This is a genomic window from Microcoleus sp. B3-D7 (assembly GCF_036705305.1).
Classification (GTDB): domain Bacteria; phylum Cyanobacteriota; class Cyanobacteriia; order Cyanobacteriales; family Microcoleaceae; genus Microcoleus.
Window position 1 is genome coordinate 166,784 of record NZ_JAUBUE010000003.1, and the last position, 17,090, is coordinate 183,873.

A 17,090-nucleotide genomic window follows, 5' to 3' on the forward strand; every position below is an offset into this window, starting at 1 on the left:
TCACAACTTGCCTTTTTCCATTGCCCACTGCATCAAACCGGGGAACAAACGATAAGCTTCCGATGCCAAAAAAGCAGGGCCGACGGTAACTTCTGCACGCTGATTTTTCACAGCATCCCAGATAGCTTTAGCAATATCTTCTGGCTGAGTTGCCCACTCAGATTTCAGCATTTTGCTCATTTGCTGACGGCGCGATTCGACGGCGGGTTCGTCTCGATCGCGAAATTGAGCTCTTTCTAAAAAATCACTGTTAATCAGGCCCGGATGCACGGCGCAAACGTGAATACCTTGAGGCGCTAATTCCAATCGCAAAGTTTCTGTTAAACCGGTTACTGCATATTTGCTGGCACAATAAGCAGTCATTTGAGGCAAAGGCATTTTGCCACCAATAGAACCAACATTGACTATTGTCCCTGTTTTTCGTTGCAAAAAATGTGGCAAGATTTCTTGAATTGTGTTAACGCAACCCCAAAAATTGGTATTCATTAATTGCTGCCAGTCTTCGGAGGTAGTGTGCTCGATCGCCCCCGTGAGACAAATGCCAGCATTGTTAACTAAAACATCTATGTTACCGCAGGCATCTAGGGCTTTTTGGACGATCGCGCGCACTTGTTGACTGTCGCCAACATCCCCCGGGATAGCGACAGCCGAAGTGCCTTCTCGCTGCACTTGAGCCGCTGCTGCTGCCAATCTCTCTGGCTGGCGAGCTACCATAACTACATCGTAACCTTTACTTGCAAATAAAATTGCTGTTGCTTTGCCGCTTCCTTGAGAAGCGCCTGTAATCAAAACTGTAGGAGCCATAGATAGTTATAAATTGTAAGTGGGTAATTTGTTTTTTACGATATTGAAACTATAACAGAGGTCTGGTAATTTTAGGGGGGCTCTATATTAATAATTATTGACTATAGGAATTCTTTGTGCTTCGGGAATAGGCTTTTTTTAACGAACCGCGTAAGCGCTAGGACACGAAGCAAGAGAGGAGAGGAGAGGAGAAGAAGAGAATAGAAATTATTCATAATTTGTGCGAAAATTGCTTTGTAAATTTTCCAAATGCCCAATGCCCAATGCCCAATGCCCAATGCCCCATGCTTAAATAATGAATCTTCCGAAACAAACGCCTAATTGGTCGATCGCCCTAGTGTTAATTATCGGCGTTTTAGCCGTCTCAACTTCCTCAATCTTAATTCGGCTGGCTAACTTTTCAGCAGGGGCGGGCGGTTTGGGTTTCAGTTTGGTACTCGCGGCCTCTCGTCTGACTTTATCTGCTTTAATTCTGCTTCCGGCTTGGCGGAAAATTCAGTGGAACGCGCTGGAACCGGGAGCTCGGCGCTATGCTGCTGCTGCGGGTTTGTGTCTCGCCCTGCATTTTGCCCTCTGGATTACCTCACTTTCTTATACTTCGATCGCCGCCTCGACGGCCCTTGTCACCACTAATCCTGTCTGGGTAGCGCTTTTGTCGCGCTTCTGGTTCGGGGAAAAACTCAGCAAAATGTCGATCGCTGGCATTACTATAGCCCTGACTGGGGGAATGGCGATCGCCCTCGGAAGTGCGGGCGCAGCCCATGCTGGCAGCAGCCAACTGCTGGGCGATTTCCTGGCTCTGGCTGGTTCCTGGGCTGTCAGCTTGTATTTGCTGCTGGGCCGGGAAGCTCAGCGGCGGGGACTGGGAATTGGTGGATATATCGCGATCGCCTATACTGTTGCTGCGATCGTCCTGCTGCCTCTCCCCTTCGCCTTCGGCACTACTTATACTAATTACCCCGACATTGTATATTTTTATATTTTGTTAACGGCTGCTTTGCCTCAGTTAGTCGGCCACACCATTTTGAACTGGGCGGTAGTGCAGATTTCCCCAACTCTGGTAACTCTTGCCATCTTGTTTGAACCGGTTGGGGCGAGTTGGTTGGGTTATTTGCTGTTTGGGGAAGTGCCGGCGCCGGCGGTACTCGCAGGTGCTGCGGTGCTGCTGTTGGGGGTAGCAACCGCTACCCTCGGAGCAAAAAAAATTACTGTCAACAGTTAAGAGTTAACAGTTTTCGACATTGCCACTACACTTGCCGTGAGTCAGAATAAAACAAATTAGGGCTTAAAAACCCCAATAACTCATCAGTGAAATATCGATTCAAAACTATCAAAGGTCTGAGTAATGACTAATAATACTCGGCGGCCTTTAGGAGAATAAAATTATGCTGCCAGAACAACTACAGCGGATCATCGGCTACTTTATCGAAGAAGCCACAGAACAGATCCAAATTATCGGGCAAGGCTTGCAAGGTTTGCAAAACACCGTGCCAGAACCCCAAAGAATACACCAGCTCATCCGAGCCTCGCACTCGATTAAAGGGGGAGCAGCTATGCTCGGATTTAGCAGCATTCAGCGCATTGCTCATCGGTTGGAGGATTATTTAAAGCTGCTTAGAGAATGTCCGATCGCCATTGATAGCAGGCTACAATCGCTCTTAACCGAAGTTTTTGATATTTTAGCCGCCCTCGTGTCCAAGGTTTCTAAGGGTTTTGGGCTCAACCACGAAGACGCAAACCAAATGCTCTCCCTCGCCGAACCGGTTTTTGACGAACTCGACGCTTACCTGAGATTGCGAATTCCTACTCGCCTGACTGTGAGAGCTACTACGGACGAACATATTCACGTTTTCTCCGGTTACTGCACCTCCCTGAGCGAATTTTCCTCGGCTATCGCTTCGCGCGTTGGTTTGCTGGGAGGCACTATTACCCGCCACGATCAGGATAGCCAGGGGATACGCCTGTGTATTGACATTTACCTGCCGCCTTACACCAGGATCGAAAACATCCGCCAAGCTGTCGAACTCTCGGGCGCTATTATCGGGAATGTTCAGACGCAGCGGGACTTTTCGCTGCTGGCGACTGCAGATTATCCGGTTTACCAAAGTGCGATCAAACCTCCCGCAATTTGCATCGGATGCCGCTACTATTACGGCAGAAGCGACGGCGGCTACCTGCTCAACTGCACGATCCATCCCCGCGGCCCGGAAACCGAAGATTGTCGCGATCGCGAACCGGAATAAGCGCTGAAAACTCAGCCCTCGGAACTACGATTGGCCACCCGAAAAACTTTCTTCTGAAACCAATATTTTCCCGGAAACATTTCACATTACCCCTGCCTATTTTTTTTTGAGTTGCTAGATAATTAGATCTTTCTCTGTTAGACAACTAAATCCTTGTTCCTTCTGAAAGCTCCCCTAACAACTGATACCGCAACTCTAATTAATTGCATCATGCTTGCAGGATGAGCTATCGCCCAGACATTGATTGTCAGACAAGTGATTCCCATAACTAGCAAGATGTATGTCGGAGGCATGACTACCCCGATCGCGAACCAGGTAAAAACGTGAAATATCATTGCTGTAGCCCAAAGGCTGGCGACAACTACAGACGCCCAAATTTGCATTCGAGGTCGGTTTAGTCCTATCAAAATCGCTGTCTGCAAAGTAGTCAGCAAGTTTGCCGGAACTAAAAAGGCACAGATAGCTATGCAGTAGGTATGAGAAAATTCAGTAATTGTATTGAAGTCGATCATCAGTCTAATTGTCGGGCCTGTTGGGTATACTTAAAGAGCTTAGCGTGACTTGACTTTCAGATCTTGTCACCCTTACCTTAACTTAATATTTCAGTAAGTAGGCCGCTCTGGAGACGCATTTCTCTCCCCCTTTTGCAGCCGGCAAAATCTTACCACAAATATTAAAGTTTTGGGAAATTATTAAACATACTTGAAGAATGGCAACAATTGCTATGATAATTAACATCGGGAAACGATAGTATAGAAGAGCCAAGTCGATAAATTTTCTAGAAGGCTGAGGCGGCTTGAACAGCCACACATAGGGCAGGCTGATTTTCGACTAAATCATTTTGATGCGCTGATTCTCGGATGATTGATTCTCAGTGTCCGTCCAGGGCTCGATCCATTATGCGATCGAACAATATGAGATTATTATGGAAAAGCCAATTTGCTCTCAAATCTCCAATCATTAGAACCCTCTCGACATTTTACAGCGGAAGACAAAGAAAATGGATCTACAAATCACAATTCCCGCACTCGAAGAAGTTGACTTGACAAACTGCGACAGAGAACCCATTCACATATCGGGGCACATTCAGCCACACGGAGTGCTACTTGTTGTACGAGAACCTGAACTAGAAATACTGCAAGTCAGCGAAAATACGCAAGATTTGTTAGGAGTAGAGCCGGAAAGTGCGATCGGTAGAAATTTGAGCTTATTCTTCAATCGAGTTCAACTAAAAAAACTCAAGCTTTGTTTGTGTAATGAAAACTTAAAAACCGTTAATCCCATTAAACTCTCTGTCATAAACAAAGGTAAATATTTAGAATTTGACTGCATCCTCCACCGAGTAGAAGAAGTATTGATGGTCGAGTTGGAATTAGCCACCAGCCCAGAAAATCTTTCTGTTTTTAGTTTTTATCATTCAGTGAGAGCCACAATCAGCAAAATTCAAAGCGCCAAAAATCTCAAGGAATTATCTCAAATAACTGTAGAAGAAGTCAGAAAAATATCTGGTTTTGATAGAGTGATGGTCTATCAATTTGACCACGAAGGCAACGGCGCTGTAATCGCTGAAGACAAAGCAGAAATGCTGAGTCCTTTCTTAGGATTAAACTACCCAAGTTCAGATATTCCAAAACAAGCCCGACAACTGTATGCGTTAAATTGGCTGAGGTTAATCCCAGATATTAATTATCAACCAGTCCCCCTTGTTTCAGGAAATAATGCTGTCACGACCCAGCCCCGAAACCTGAGTTTCAGCGTATTGAGAAGCGTTTCTCCCATTCACATAGAATACCTGCAAAATATGGGCGTTGCAGCTTCGATGTCAATCTCATTAATCAAAGACAAAAAACTGTGGGGATTGATTGCTTGCCACAACTATACACCAAAACACCTCAACTATGAATTGCGCGCAGCCTGCGAATTTATCGGGCAAGTAATGTCCTTAGAACTGCAATCAAAAGAAGGAAACGAAGACTACGACTACAAACTCTACTTAAAATCCATTCAAACCAAGATTTTTGAAGACATATCCACGTCCGAAAACTTGTCAGAAGTGTTAGTTAAATGTCAGCATAATTTGCTAGAAGCAGTCAACGCCCAGGGAGCAGCAATAGTATTTGGAGACAATTGCTATCAAGTAGGGCAAACACCTCAAGGAGAAGCGCTCAAATACTTAACTAATTGGGTGCAAGAGCATTTAAATAAAGAAATTTTTTATACAGACTCGCTCACCAAATGCTATCCAGAAGCTGAGGAATTTAAAAACACAGCCAGCGGGTGTTTAGCCATAGCAATATCCCCGACTCAGAAAATATACATTTTGTGGTTTCGCCCGGAAGTAATTAAGACCGTAAATTGGGCGGGCAACCCCAACAAACCACTTGAAACCGATGAATATGGCAACCCTCGACTGTCTCCTCGGAAATCCTTCGAGCTGTGGAAAGAAAATGTGAGGTACAAATCGTTGCCTTGGAAACAATGCGAAATAGACGCTGCATTGGAACTGAAAAAAGCAATGATTAATATAGTGCTGTGTCAAGTCGATAAACTCGAAAAATTAAATAGAGCACTAGAAGAATCAGTCGCCCGGGAACGGGAAAAAACTGCTAACTTAAAAACAGCGATGTCCGAGCTTAAGCGGGCGCAAACTCAATTGGTGCAAAGCGAAAGAATGTCAAGTTTGGGACAGTTGGTGTCGGCGGTAGCTTATGAAGTCACTAACCCGATTAACTTCATCTACGGCAATCTTAGCTATGCTAATGAATACAGTCAAAAAATGATCAATTTATTGCAGCTTTACGATCAGCACTATCCGTCGCCTTCGCCCGAAATTCAAGCACAAATAGAAGCAGTAGAATTAGAGTTCATAGTTGAAGACTTACCGAAGTTGCTGGGTTCAATGAAAGTAGGAGCTAACCGCATCCGCGAGATAGTTCAGTCGCTGCGAAATTTCTCTAGAATTGACGAAGCAGAGATTAAACCCGTTGACATTCACGACGGATTGGACAGCGCTTTGCTGATTTTGAGCAATCGACTCAAACCGAAGCCCGATCGCCCTGCAATTCATCTCATCAAAGAATATGGCTCTCTGCCTTTGGTGGAGTGTTACGCAGTTCAAATCAACCAAGTATTTATGAATGTACTGGCCAATGCAATTGATGCTCTCGAAGAGGCCTTTGTCAACAATAATTTATCCTCGCAAGCCGGGGACAAAGAAGAGCCAGTTAAGTACGGACAAATTCGGATTGTGACTGAACTTTGTCCGGGAAAAAAAGCCGTAGCAGTTCGGATCGAGGACAACGGTTGGGGCATGACTCAAACAGTTCACCAGAAAATTTTTGAGCCGTTTTTTAGCACAAAACAGGTGGGCAAAGGTGCGGGGATAGGTTTGGCGATTAGCCACGAAATTGTGGTAGAACAACACGGTGGCAAATTGACTTGCATTTCTGCCCCCGGAGAGGGAACCGAGTTGATTATTGAGATTCCCTTGAGCCAAATTCATCCGACACCAATTGTCAAATGAAAAAAAGTCCGCCCTAGCGAAGCTATCCCAAAGGCTAGGAAATCGACCAAATTCAAAAATCGAAAATTAGATTAAAATACAAAAGCAGCTAAGTAGATTTGAGCCAATTCAGAGGAAGCTAGTATGACTGAAAAAAAAACCGCCCAATGGGATGCCGGCCGGTTTCTCAAAACCTTGGCTTATTTCGGCGTCATTCCCTTCATTGGCAGCATTAGCTGGCTGCAACAACTCTTTGGAAGCAGCAGCAAAACTAAAAAAGACCAATCCAAACTGGTACTGGTAGCCGGTGCCACCGGCGGCGTCGGGAAGCGAGTTGTCAAGCGGCTGCAACAGCGGGGATATAAAGTACGCTGCCTGGTCAGAGATGCTAAAAGAGCAACAGAAATTCTCGGCAAAAATGTCGAGTTAGTCGAAGGAGATATCACACTCCCAGAAACCCTAACACCGCTAGTAACCGAGGGCATAGAAGCAGTTATCTGCTGTACCGGCACTAAAGTTCAACCGATAGAAGGAGACACCCCAACCAGGGAAAAATACTATCAAGGCATCAAATTTTATATGCCGGAAGTTGTGGATGTTCCCGAAATTGTGGAATACAAAGCCATCAATAATTTAGTGCAAGCTGTTCGCCGCCAGCTAATTCAAGCAGGCGAAAAAACAATTTTTGACTTTACAAAACCCAGCCAAGATTTAAAAGAAACTTGGGGTGCGCTCGACGACATTGTGATGGGCGGCACCAGCGAAAGTTCGATCCGGCTGACAGACAATACCGCTATATTCACAGGCAATGTTTCTACCGCCAACTCGGGCGGCTTTGCTTCGGTGCGTACCCGCAACTTCGATCCTCCGCTCAATCTCACAGGATTTAGTGGCCTCCAACTACGTGTGAAAGGGGACGGCAAGCGCTACAAATTGATTGTTCGCAACGAAGCTAAATGGGATGGAATTGGCTATTGCTATTCGTTTGATACTGTTTACAATATCTGGATTACTGTCACTGTTCCCTTTGATGAGTTAATTCCAGTATTCCGCGCCAAAACTGTCAAAGATGGCTCTAAATTTGATGGCAGCAGTATTTTTTCTTTTCAGTTAATGTTGAGCAAGTTTGAATATGATGGCGCGCTCAACCCGAAATTTACACCTGGTATTTTTCAACTGGAGTTAGAGTCTATTAAAGCTGATGGGGGACAGACTTTGCCGCGATTTGTGATGGTGAGTTCGGCAGGAGTTACCCGCCCGGGCCGCCCTGGAATTAACTTGGAAGAAGAACCGCCTGCTGTCAGAATGAATGATATGTTGGGGGGGATTTTGACTTGGAAGTTGAAAGGGGAAGATTGTGTGCGATCGAGCGGCATACCTTATACTGTTGTCAGACCCTGCGCTTTGACTGAAGAACCGGGAGCCAAAGCTTTAATATTTGAGCAAGGAGACAATATTAGGGGCAAAGTCAGTCGGGAAGATATTGCAGAATTGTGCGTGGAGGCTTTGGAACAACCTCAAGCTTGCAACGTTACTTTTGAGGTGAAAGAGGGGGAAAATGGTAGTTCTCCCGGAGACTGGCAGGCTTTGTTTTCTGGAGTTAAATAACATATCGCACTTCTTAGTAAAATGAGGTACGCTTGGTGATTTATCAATGGTTCCCAGGCATAGCCTGGGAATCAATATCCAGAGGCTCGGCCTGGCTTGTTAGTAGGAAAAGTGGAGGTAGAACCTCCGGATATGCGTTACCAGGCAGAGCCTGTTAACGAGTAAAGTTACCAATTACCAATTACTATGTCTGTGACTTTTTCCCGACGCTCCTTGACGCCTTATTTGTTTTTGCTTCCGGCTTTATTTATTTTGAGTTTGACTGTTTTATGGCCGGCGGTGCAAGCTTTTTATTTGAGTTTTACTAATTACGAATATGATTTAACTCAAATGCCGCAGTGGGTGGGTTTGAAGAATTTTAACAGGTTGTGGGGCGATCGCACATTCTGGCAAACGTTGACGAATACGCTGCTGTATCTCGCTTGCGTTGTGCCTGTATTGGTTGTTCTACCGTTGGGAATGGCGATTTTGTGCAACCAAAAACTTAAGGGGATGAACTGGTTTCGAGCAGCATACTACACGCCGGCGGTGATTTCAATGGTTGTCGCCGGGATTGCTTGGAAGTGGCTGTTTGCTGAGACTGGACTGCTGAATCAGTTGGGGGAATTGTTGGGTTTACCTCCTGTTTCTTGGCTGGCTAATCCGAAGTTAGCAATCTTTAGCGTCATGGCGGTTACTATCTGGAAAGGATTGGGCTATTACATGGTGATTTATTTGGCAGGGTTGCAAGCTATTCCGGCAGAACTTTATGAGGCTGCTGCTATTGATGGTTCTGATGGTTTGGGAAAGCACTGGGATATTACTGTGCCGCTGATGAAGCCTTATTTAGTTTTAGTTGCGGTAATTTCTGCGATTTCTGCTACTAAGGTTTTTGAAGAAGTTTATATTATGACTCAGGGCGGGCCTCGCAATAGTTCTAAGACTGTGGTTTATTATCTTTACGAACGGGCTTTTAAGGATTTGGAAATTGGCTATGCTTGTACGATCGGGCTGGTTTTGTTTTTGCTAATTTTGGGTTTGTCGATTTTGCAAGTTAGCCTTCAGGGTTTGACTCGCAATGATTAAGATTTATGACGGATTAGAAATGACGCGCTCCGGCCATCATAAACTTTGTTTCTCGTTCTCATTCCTGTGATTACCAGGAGTTTGTTAGATTCAGAAACCGGGTTTATTGGTCTAATTTCTACTAATTTTAGACTGGAATCTCGAAGTAATGCGATCGCTCACGGTTTTGGGCAGGTCTTATTGGCGAAATCACAGGTATAAATATAGGGTTTCTGCCAGTTCAGAGGAATTTCTAATAAATCCCTGGTTCCGGTCATTCCCTGTCCCAGAAAGAGCAGCACAGCGATCGAGCTCAAGATGACATGGATAGTGCGCCAGCGATTTGAGCGGTCTTTGTAAATGTCTTCAATGATGGCAAGCGAGAAAACCATAATTAGCGCAGCGGTGATGCCAATGTAGTAGTGAGACCAATACCATTCATTGGTTCGCCGATAAACGCCATCTTGGGTGCCAAGAATCACCAAACCAGTACCTGTTAGGGTGGCAAATATGCCGCGCCATAAAGCGGGTGTAGCTCGATATAGCATGACCAAAGAGGCGACAGTTGCAACAAACATCAGCACAATGAAAATGACCTGAAACGAGTTTTTGCTCCAAACATCCTTGCTCCAAATATGCTCAAAAATCGGGTAGGCTAGACCCAACAGCGTCACTCCTACCACAGAACCTGACAGAATTCGACCTGCTTTGACGTGTTCTGGACCAACTACAGGTGGAATTTTGCTCTTGGTGTCGATCGCAATTTGCTTCCGACGCTGCATGGTTTGCCACCCCATATTGAGAACAATACCAAGCATAGGAAAAACAATCGCTACAGCTAAAATAGGATGCAGCAAAGCCAGAAAATCTTTAAATTCCATAGAGCACCTTTTTGTTGAAGAGGGTTGGCTTCATCAACCCGGTTTTTGCGATACATAATATCATACCCGGCGATCTAAGCACAGTAAGTTTGCAGTCAGGACTAATAGTTATTATTCACTGGCATAGAGAGGATTGAAGTCCTGACTACAAACACGCTTTATGAAAGGTAACTCACCAGAAATGTTGATAAATCAGAAGCTAGGATATAGCAGTTGTCAATTGCGTGAGGTACAGCTTTCTCAATTACAATTACCTTGTTCTCAGGGAAATGAAAACTGCTGGCGGTAAGGTCAGGGGCGCTTAGCGACTAATTACCTGCATCACTTTGAGCTTAGCTGAACAGTTCTTTGTTATTCACAATAATAGGCTAATTTTTGTTCGCTAAAGCAATGTCACCGGGGATATCGCCCATCCACTGTGCTTGTACTTTCTTGTCGTAGTTGAGATAAAGCTTCCGATTAACGATTTTCTAGGCGTCACAAGGGTTGGCTTGTGCAACCTTATTGAAGTGTATATTCGTGCGTTACGGATTAAATTAGAAGCAAGTAACTCAAAACGCCTGCTGCATACTGTTCGGGGAGTTGGATATGTGCTGCGAGAGCAAAAGCGATGAGGGGCGGATTTACAAATACTTGGGATATGAAGTATGGATACTGGTGAACCCGCTCCTATTATACTACCTATTTTTTTTGTAAAAAATAGACTTAGAAATCCGGCCGTTCCTGATAATCTTCCGCAGAACTCGGGTCTAATTCCCAGCGACTTCCATCTCGATGTTCAAGCATATTTGTTGTGTTCAAAATAGCACCATCGGCCATCTCTATGCCCGCAGCGGCTCCGAGTTCGTCAACCATATCCATGTCGGGAGTAGGCGCTGTTCCGCCCACGGATTGCTCGCCAGTGGCACTTTCTTGTTCCGCAGCAGGATCGCCATCCTCGCCGCCGATTTGGGAACTGGTGGAAGAGTATTCCGAACTGCTGTCCTGCAGGGTTGTTATGTCGTCTTGGCTCGCTCCCGGTTGATCGATGACGCCGGTACCGTAAGATTCGGTAATTTCTTGAGGCAATTCGCCCAAATTATCGCGTTCTGTTGTAGTTTTTTCGTTGCTTTTCTTTTGCTGTGCCACGATACTTGCTCCTGTTTGTTTTTGAACTACATTAAATTAAAGATGTCCGAATTTGGCTTTAACAGAATTGTTTTTATTATATTGCCATTGGCTATAATTAAGTCGTATTATAATTGCTATTTAAGCTTTTAGCTTCTATCCCAGGAAATATATTGAGTCGGCTCAGCTATTTCATTGGGAATACAAAAAGCGATCGCCCTTTTGCAACGGGCGATCGCTTTTTAATGGGGAGGGTAATTCTATTCAGGAAAATCAGGAATTATCCATTTGGGGGGTTCCGTCCGTTTCCTTCTCACCGCTTCCTCTGCTATTTCTAGCATTTTATCCAGAGAAGTATTTTCAATAAAGTTGGACGTTGCTTGTGCGTATTCCCGCTTCGGGCACTTGTCGCCCAGAACGCAGCCATTGACGCAAGCTACAGCACAATCGACAGTGTTCTCCACCATAACTTTTTTCCTTTCACGGTTCCAACAACTAATAGGCAGGTACTCTGGGGGAATTTGTCAAGAGACTGCTCTATATCTTTATTTTACTTCACAAATTGTCATCAAAGGTCGATCGCCAGGGCAAAACTGTTATAAAATCAAAGCAACCTACCTAATCTGCCGATCGTGAGTAATTTTCTGCGCCGCTTAAAGCTTTTACCTTGGCGAGAAATGCTGCAAATTGCCGCCCTCGTCAACTGCATCGTGCTTGGATTGGAGTTATTTTTAGCCTGGGGTTTCACGCAATCGCGACCAATCCGCAACGTCGTGACGCTTCTTTACGGCCCCTCCCTCGGGACATTGATACCTTTCGCTGCTGCAGTGGGAATGGGAGCTTTAGCAGTGTACTTTTTAGAGTATTGGCAACAACAATTTTTGCTCAACCGAATTAGTTTGTGGGTTTTAGTTTTCTGCGTGCTCTTGGGTTTGGTGTTAAAGTCATTCCTACCCATCCCTCCTTTATTAGCAAGTTTATCGGAAGCTGCACTAATCGGAGTTACTGTGGGAGTTTTTTGGAAGGGCCGGCCTTATTGGCGATAGTCATGCCATTTTAGATTTTAGATTTTAGATTGGCTATGACTGATGAAGATTCCGGTTTCGAGCTTGTCTACAGTTGCATTTTTTTGTGAAAATAGTATCATTAGTCATTGGTCATTGCTTATTAGTCTATATGTAGGGTGCGCCGGGCCGCGCACCTTACCGCTTCAAGCAAGAAATTCCTTATTCCTTCTTCCTTCCCTCCGTTAAATCCGTTGCCGAACTTCCTTCTTCTTATGGCAGCCAAAAATCTGGAATGAATGTTTTAGTCAAACTGCGAGTAAACTGATTAATCTTTCTCCCGATTTGAATGTGCGGTTCGTCAGCTTCCACGGGAATAATTGCCGCTTTGTTGCCGATTATGAAACGCGAAATTACCAAATTTGCCGCTTCTAAACCAGTAACATAAGCTTTTTCCTGCGACCAAGAACCGTGGCGGGTCACAACCCAATCGCCGCTCATGAATACATTATCATAACTTGTTACCGCAGGCAACAAATATTGATAGGTGCCTGGGGCAAAATGCGTCACCGCCCGCGACAGCCGAATCGCACTGCTGTCAATTACTTTGGCCTCCCGAAAAGCGGGAATGCAAGTCGCTAAATCCCGCTGAACTAAGGAAACTATTTCCTCATCTTTTAGGGGAATTAATTGGTTTGCGTGATAAAAGTCAGCTTCGACAACTGTTCCCGGCTCGTCTCGAAATTCGTCGTGCAAAGCATTCAAATCAAAAAACGTCCAACCTGTAGTCGAACTAAATCCAAAACAGGCATTAGAAGGCAGGGGAATGTCAATTTTTCTGTCAAACCACAGGCGAACAGCTAACACGTCAACGGCACCCAAATTCATCGCGTCCCGAAACTCTTGGCGACTTTGCAAAGCTGGGCTGCTGCTGATAATTTTTTGCATTCCCGTGACGCCAACTGCAAAAATAACTGCATCTGCCTCAAAGGTTTCTTCGCCGCAAACAACGCCTGTGGCTCTGTTGTTGCTGTCAACAATTAAATCAGTAACTCGCCGCTGAGTCAATACTTTTGCGCCGATTTTTTCAAGGCGATCAACCCAGGGACGAAAGATTTTTTCTCCGACAGTGCCGCGACACCAAACTACATCAAAATCAGGTTGGTGTGCTAATATGAAATAATACAGCATTCCCAAAGCTGCGGCGGCAGAACATTGTTCTCCTGGTGCAAATAAACCTACTAATAACATCGGTTCAAAAGCATCGCGGTACAGTCTTGCAGAAACGCCAAACTGTTTGAATAGTTCGCGGGCTGTGACGCGATCGTACCTGCGCCAAGCTTCGTCGGAATTGTCGAAATCTAGGACGGCGTAGAGTAAGGGTAAGGCTGAAAGCCGATCGACTAATGGCAGCCTTTTAAATCGGGTGTAAAGAAAGGTTCCTAACGGTGTGGGAAGGCGCGGTTCGTCCTGAAAAATCGGCGATTCTACTTCCAATCCGGCGGGTGAATACTGACAAGAACGAGTCCAAGGCGTGAAGGGATCGAGTCCTAATTCCTTGACTAAGGAAAAGATATTTTTGTAGGGATACCAGAAGCCATGAATACCTGCTTCTACGGAACGGCCGCCGGCGGTTTTCCACCCCGCAACTAACCCACCCGGATAAGGGCCTGCTTCTAGCAGGGTGACATCATAGCCTTGCTGGGCTAGGTGATAGGTAGCGCCTAAACCGGCCCATCCTGCACCGACGATGACTATTTTTGGGGTTGACGATTCTGCTGACATTGCGTACCTCTTGATAATTTATTAATGATGACATAATTCATAAAATCCGGATTTGATATAAAATGTGTTGGATTATGTCCTAAATTTCGCTTGAGTGAATAATGAGTGTCAAAAACCGCCAGCAAACTAACCTGTTGCTGCTCTTATTTCCCGCTACGGCATGGCTGATGGTTTTCTTCATTTTGCCCGTGCTAATTGTACTGTTGTACAGTTTTTTAGAACGCGGTACTTACGGGGGCGTTACTTGGATATTTACTCTCAGCAACTACCAGCGTTTGTTCAGCGGGCTTTTCTTAGGAGTAATTGGGCGATCGCTCTGGCTGGCTTTTCTGACAACCGCCGCTTGCTTGTTAATTGGCTATCCCCTAGCATTCTTCATCGCCACCCGTTCTCCTCGCTGGCGAAATGCTTTGCTTTTACTGGTAATTATTCCATTTTGGACTAATTTTTTAGTGAGAACCTACGCCTGGATTATACTCCTGCGTAGCGAAGGAGTAGTTAACACCGCCCTGCAAAGCTTGCAAATTATTAGCGAACCGTTAAACTTGCTTTTTACGCCTTTCGCTGTGGCGATCGGTCTTATTTACGGCTATTTACCTTTCATGGTTCTGCCTTTATATTCTAGCATAGAACGCTTCAATTTTTCACTGGTAGAAGCAGCTCACGATTTAGGAGCAAATGATATTCGCACTTTTTGGCGCGTATTTTTACCATTGACAACTCGCGGTATTGTTGCAGGTTCAATTTTGGTTTTTGTTCCAGCCGTAGGCGCTTTCATCACACCGGATATATTGGGCGGTTCTAAAACAGTTATGGTGGGAAATTTGATTCAAAATCAGTTTATGAAAGCCCGCGACTGGCCTTTTGGGTCGGCGCTTTCTATGCTGTTGACTGTAATCATATTGATTCCGGTTTTAATTTACTTCCGCGTGTCTGATGAAACTCAATAAGGTAAGGTATACACAAATCGTTGCAGCCTGCGTTTAGGTTAAGAGGCGCTAATGACTAATGACTACTGACTAATGCTACTGACTAATGACTAAAACAAAACTAGATTTACTCGTGCGGGCGATCGGCAAAAAGTGGCTTTGGGTACAAGCTGCACTAGCATTTGCCTTTCTTTATTTGCCAATTCTCATCTTAATTATTTACTCCTTTAACGCCTCCAGATTCAATGCCGTTTGGCGCGGCTTTACCCTCGATTGGTATCGCAGTTTGTTTAGCAATGCAGGCGCGACGATTGCTACGAGTAGCAGCGCCGGAATCTGGACAGCACTCAACAACAGCTTGCTAATTGCAGCTATTTCGACTGTGCTAGCAACCGTTTTTGGTACAATGCTCGCCCTAGCACTGGAACGCTTTCATTTTCCGGGGCGCAAAGCAGTAGAAGCTTTACTGTTTTTGCCGATTATTATGCCCGAAATTACGATCGGCATTTCGCTGCTAGTTTTCTTTACCCTAGTATTTCGGATCGTAGAAAATCTCACTGGAATTCGCCTCAATCTCGGCTTACCTACTGTAATTATCGGTCACATTGTCTTTAATATTTCCTTTGTGACTATTACTGTCAGGGCGCGTTTGGCGGAACTAGATCCTCAATTAGAACAAGCAGCTTTTGACTTAGGTGCTAACGAATGGCGGGCTTTTTGGCGCATTACTCTCCCTCTCATTTGGCCCGCTATTTTCAGCGCGGCACTGCTGGCTTTTACTCTGTCGCTGGACGATTTTGTCGTGACCTTTTTTACCACAGGCGTCGGTTCGATGACGCTGCCCTTATTTGTTTATGGTCTGATAAAATTCTCAGTGACGCCAGCGATTAATGCCATTTCAACTTTGATGTTGTTGGCTTCCTTGTTGTTGGTTGTATCATCGTTAAAAGTTCAGAAAAGTTAAAAGAATTGCTTTCTGTGTCATAATTATTTTTGTCTGCAACTAACAAAACCTATGAAACGCCTCCTGACTTTCCTACTTTTGTTCGTGATGAGTGCAACGGTGGCTTTCGGCTGTAGCCCCACAGGTGGCAACCAACAGCAAGTGCTCAGCATTTACAATTATGCAAGTTATATCGCCCCAGAAGCGATCGCCCAATTCGAGAAAGAGAACAATGTTAAAATTCAATATGACACTTTCGAGAACAGCGACGCACTCTATGCCAAACTCAAACAGGGCAACCCCGGTTACGACTTAATATTTCCCGCAGATTACATGGTGAAAATCCTGATCGCAGAAAATATAATTGAGCCGCTGAACTTAAACAATATTCCCAACAAAAAGAACCTAGAACCTAAGTTTATAAATCAAGCTTTTGACCCGGGAAATAAATATTCCCTGCCCTACCAGTGGGGAACGATGGGAATTGGCTACAACGTGAAAACTACCAAGGGCGATATCAACAGTTGGGCGGCGATGTTCGACCCGAAATATACCGGAAAAGTTGCGTGGCAAGATGATGCCAGATACACATTTGCAGTAGTTTTAATGTATTTAGGATTTGACCCAAATACAACCAATCCCGAAGAGATTAACAAAGCCCGCGATTTGCTGATTAAAAGTAAAAATATCATTGCCGCTTTTGTCCCGGATACTGGTCAAAATCTGCTGGATCAAGGAGAAGTAAATCTGACAATGGAATGGAGCGGTGATATTTTCCAAGTGATGACAGCAAATCCCAATATCCGTTACGCTATTCCCAAAGAAGGAACAATCATTTTTTCTGACAACATGGCAATTCCCAAAGGTGCGCCCCAGAAAGAGTTAGCGGAGAAATTTATTAACTTTATTTTGCAGCCAGAAGTAGGCGCTAAAGTTTCTAATTTTATCCACTATGGATCGCCCAACAAAGCAGCAATCGATCAAGGTTTAATCGACCAGAACGATTTTAAAAATTCTCAAATTTACCCGCCTGCTGAGGTGTTTGGCAAAATGAAATTATTGGAGGATGTCGGGAAAGCAACTGCGTTGTACGATCGAGCTTGGACGGAAGTTAAAGCAGGGGCTGGAAAGTAGATATAAAACAGGTTTCTGCCCGGGCTGGTTTACTTAAATTTTTAGCTTGTATTGGAGTTGCACCATGGTCAAGAACGGGCAAGATGCCCGTGAAGCGAGAAAATTA

Annotated in this window: 15 protein-coding genes and 1 pseudogene; 10 read left to right on the forward strand and 6 right to left on the reverse strand. The window is 44.8% G+C overall.

The genetic code is table 11. From position 1 onward, the window contains the following. Window positions 1-804: an SDR family oxidoreductase gene (locus QUB25_RS03845; RefSeq protein ID WP_333182064.1), complete on the reverse strand. Its 804-nt coding sequence runs from the start codon at window positions 802-804 to the stop codon at window positions 1-3. 295 nt (window positions 805-1,099) lie between these two features. On the opposite strand from QUB25_RS03845, the gene QUB25_RS03850 reads away from it, so the two are divergent. Together QUB25_RS03850 and QUB25_RS03855 are read left to right on the forward strand one after the other, a co-directional pair. Continuing rightward, window positions 1,100-2,026 (forward strand): DMT family transporter, encoded by a 927-nt coding sequence (locus QUB25_RS03850; protein WP_333182065.1) that lies wholly within the window; start codon window positions 1,100-1,102, stop codon window positions 2,024-2,026. Between the two features lie 163 nt (window positions 2,027-2,189). After that, window positions 2,190-3,047 (forward strand): Hpt domain-containing protein, encoded by an 858-nt coding sequence (locus QUB25_RS03855; protein ID WP_333182066.1) that lies wholly within the window; start codon window positions 2,190-2,192, stop codon window positions 3,045-3,047. A gap of 137 nt (window positions 3,048-3,184) precedes the next feature. On the opposite strand, the gene QUB25_RS03860 is transcribed toward QUB25_RS03855, so the two are convergent. After that, entirely contained in the window at window positions 3,185-3,559 is a 375-nt protein-coding gene (locus QUB25_RS03860; protein ID WP_333182067.1) for a hypothetical protein, read from the reverse strand. A gap of 488 nt (window positions 3,560-4,047) precedes the next feature. Here QUB25_RS03860 and QUB25_RS03865 point away from each other — a divergent pair, with 488 nt between their 5' ends. The 3 genes from QUB25_RS03865 (at window position 4,048) to QUB25_RS03875 (ending at window position 9,222) form a co-directional block, all read left to right on the forward strand. After that, entirely contained in the window at window positions 4,048-6,570 is a 2,523-nt protein-coding gene (locus QUB25_RS03865) for an ATP-binding protein (protein WP_333182068.1), read from the forward strand. Window positions 6,571-6,693: 123 nt separating this feature from the next. After that, entirely contained in the window at window positions 6,694-8,157 is a 1,464-nt protein-coding gene (locus tag QUB25_RS03870; protein ID WP_333182069.1) for a CIA30 family protein, read from the forward strand. A gap of 186 nt (window positions 8,158-8,343) precedes the next feature. Continuing rightward, window positions 8,344-9,222, forward strand: coding sequence for a sugar ABC transporter permease (locus QUB25_RS03875; protein WP_333059338.1), 879 nt, complete (start codon window positions 8,344-8,346; stop codon window positions 9,220-9,222). Between the two features lie 158 nt (window positions 9,223-9,380). Here the strand turns inward: QUB25_RS03875 and QUB25_RS03880 are convergent, their stop codons facing one another. Next, a complete protein-coding gene (locus QUB25_RS03880) occupies window positions 9,381-10,082 on the reverse strand; it encodes a DUF4079 domain-containing protein (RefSeq protein WP_333182070.1) in 702 nt (233 codons plus the stop codon). 494 nt (window positions 10,083-10,576) lie between these two features. On the opposite strand from QUB25_RS03880, the pseudogene QUB25_RS03885 reads away from it, so the two are divergent. After that, window positions 10,577-10,696: pseudogene (locus tag QUB25_RS03885) on the forward strand (winged helix-turn-helix domain-containing protein); the annotation flags it as partial. Window positions 10,697-10,787: 91 nt separating this feature from the next. Here QUB25_RS03885 and QUB25_RS03890 read toward each other — a convergent pair. Then, window positions 10,788-11,210 carry a DUF6335 family protein gene (locus tag QUB25_RS03890; RefSeq protein ID WP_333059341.1) on the reverse strand — a complete coding sequence of 141 codons (423 nt, stop codon included), beginning with the start codon at window positions 11,208-11,210 and terminating at the stop codon, window positions 10,788-10,790. Window positions 11,211-11,449: 239 nt separating this feature from the next. Next, on the reverse strand, window positions 11,450-11,656 hold the full coding sequence (locus tag QUB25_RS03895) for a hypothetical protein (protein WP_333035607.1): 207 nt from the start codon (window positions 11,654-11,656) through the stop codon (window positions 11,450-11,452). A 165-nt stretch (window positions 11,657-11,821) separates the two neighbouring features. On the opposite strand from QUB25_RS03895, the gene QUB25_RS03900 reads away from it, so the two are divergent. After that, window positions 11,822-12,235 (forward strand): peptide chain release factor 1, encoded by a 414-nt coding sequence (locus QUB25_RS03900; RefSeq protein ID WP_333035606.1) that lies wholly within the window; start codon window positions 11,822-11,824, stop codon window positions 12,233-12,235. A 231-nt stretch (window positions 12,236-12,466) separates the two neighbouring features. On the opposite strand, the gene QUB25_RS03905 is transcribed toward QUB25_RS03900, so the two are convergent. Continuing rightward, window positions 12,467-13,978, reverse strand: a complete 1,512-nt coding sequence (locus QUB25_RS03905) for an FAD-dependent oxidoreductase (protein WP_333182071.1) — start codon at window positions 13,976-13,978, stop codon at window positions 12,467-12,469. A gap of 101 nt (window positions 13,979-14,079) precedes the next feature. Between QUB25_RS03905 and QUB25_RS03910 the strand changes: the two genes are divergently transcribed. From QUB25_RS03910 to QUB25_RS03920, 3 genes are all read left to right on the forward strand, one after another. After that, the gene (locus tag QUB25_RS03910; protein ID WP_333182072.1) at window positions 14,080-14,928 is read left to right on the forward strand and encodes an ABC transporter permease; all 849 of its coding nucleotides are present in this window, start codon (window positions 14,080-14,082) and stop codon (window positions 14,926-14,928) included. Between the two features lie 85 nt (window positions 14,929-15,013). Continuing rightward, window positions 15,014-15,871 carry an ABC transporter permease gene (locus QUB25_RS03915; RefSeq protein ID WP_333182073.1) on the forward strand — a complete coding sequence of 286 codons (858 nt, stop codon included), beginning with the start codon at window positions 15,014-15,016 and terminating at the stop codon, window positions 15,869-15,871. Between the two features lie 51 nt (window positions 15,872-15,922). After that, window positions 15,923-16,984, forward strand: coding sequence for a spermidine/putrescine ABC transporter substrate-binding protein (locus tag QUB25_RS03920; protein WP_333182074.1), 1,062 nt, complete (start codon window positions 15,923-15,925; stop codon window positions 16,982-16,984). The last annotated feature ends 106 nt before the right edge of the window (window positions 16,985-17,090 follow it).